This window comes from Chryseobacterium ginsenosidimutans (assembly GCF_039536845.1).
Classification (GTDB): domain Bacteria; phylum Bacteroidota; class Bacteroidia; order Flavobacteriales; family Weeksellaceae; genus Chryseobacterium; species Chryseobacterium ginsenosidimutans_B.
Genome location: NZ_BAAAZJ010000015.1, coordinates 1 through 1928 on the forward strand (window position 1 = coordinate 1; position 1928 = coordinate 1928).

The window sequence follows — 1928 nt, forward strand, 5'->3', positions numbered from 1 at the left end:
ACAGTGAATTAGCTTACAAGGATAACCTTACTTTCGTGATCTATGACAGATACGGAAACAAGATATTCACAGGGGATAAATTCAACAATTACAAATGGGATGGTAAACATTATGACAAAAAATTAGTGACCGGAACCTATTGGTATCACATCAACTGGAATGAACCCAATAAAAACAAAACACCAATCAAATACACCGGTTGGATTTTAGTCAAAAACATAGACTAACACTTCTTAAATAAATTTACAACCCACGATTTTTTCCAAATCGTGGGTTTTTTTATATATTTAATTGCTCTTTTTTAGAAATAATATAGAGAACTTATCAAATATTCCGTTATTTTTGCAATAATCCTAATTCCATAATTATGAAAAGATTTCTACTATCTTTCGTATTAATGTTCCTTAGCATTAATACCCTCTTTGCACAAAGGGATACAGACCACTGGATTGCACCTTATTATGCATCCACCTCAGGATATACCAATGCGGTATATCTGTCAACGGACTCTACAACTCCTTTTGATGTCAAGATTTACAACAATAACGTTCTTATTCAGACTGTTACCATCAGTAAAGGAAACCCTCAGTCCTATACTGTTGCTGCTGCTAACATTTCAGCAACAGCTACAACGGAAGCCTTTCAGGTCATCACTAAAGGACTTTATCTAAAAGGAGACAAACCTTTTTACTGTACCTTAAGATCTGCTCAGGGATCTCACGGTGAGATTATCACCTCAAAAGGAAAAGCCGGAATCGGTAAATTATTTTATGTAGCCAATCCTCCTAACACAAGTGCAGGAACCGGTACGGCAAACAACTTCACAGCAGGAATTCTGGCAACTGAAGACAATACTTTAGTTACTGTTTCCTGGACGACTACAGGACTTCAATTCATTGGAGCTCCCGCAGGTTTTAGTGGAAACTCTCAGTCTTTTACTCTAAATAAAGGACAATCATACCTTGTAGCCGGAAACAATGGTACTCCTGCAAACCTTACTGGGTTTATCGGAGCCAAAGTTGTTTCGGATAAGCCTGTAACCCTTACCAATGGAAGTTCCAATGGTAACTTTGGTGCTTTAGGCTCAAGTGGTTCAGATTTAATTATGGACCAGTCGGTTCCCGTAGAAAGGTTGGGAAATACCTTTGCCATGGTAAAAACAAGATCTACCGCACCCGCTGAAAATATGGAGGGCGGAATTGTCATTGCAACAGAAGATAACACGGAGATCTATGTTAACGGTGGTACAACTCCTCTTGCAACCATCAATGCAGGCCAATGGTACAGAATTAATGAAACCAACTATGTAGAACAAACTGCAGGAAGCGGACATTTCAACATGCTTGTTTCCACTTCTAAAAATGTTTATTTATATCAGTTGGTTGGTGTAGGTACAGCAAACAACACGGGAGGATACAACTATATCCCGCCGTTAAACTGTTTCTTACCCAGAAAAATTGATGAGATCGGGAAAATTAACGAAATGCCTAGTGTAACAGGTATTACACTTAAACTGAATATCTTAACAGAAACAGGAGCCGCTGTTACTTATAGCATTAATGGCGGAGCACCGACAACTCCAACTGCTGCACAGGGTCCTTATCCGTTAACAGGAAATACAAACTGGGTAACTTATGCCATCGACAATCCAACAGGAAACGTAACCGTAACCTCAACAAAAGCGGTAACTGCCGGTATAAATGGTGGATATAGTTCAGCAGGATACGGTGGATACTTTGCAGGATTCTCTTCTATTCCGGTAATTGCTAAACAAACAGGAGACTGTATCCCGGGAATTATTCTGGAAGTGGATGACAGCTACGAAACGTATCAGTGGTATTTAAATGGGGTTGCCATTACGGGAGCTACACAAAATACCTTCACTCCTGTAAATGCAGGAAACTATACGGTAAAAGTAACTATGGGAA

Annotated in this window: 2 protein-coding genes; both read left to right on the forward strand. The window is 39.3% G+C overall.

The window, feature by feature from the left end; all coding sequences use genetic code 11:
- Positions 1-227, forward strand: a 227-nt coding sequence (locus ABD745_RS19425) for a T9SS type B sorting domain-containing protein (protein ID WP_344834073.1), incomplete at its 5' end; no start/stop codon positions are given.
- Between the two features lie 140 nt (positions 228-367).
- On the forward strand, positions 368-1928 hold a 1561-nt coding region (locus ABD745_RS19430; protein ID WP_344834076.1), incomplete at its 3' end, for an IgGFc-binding protein.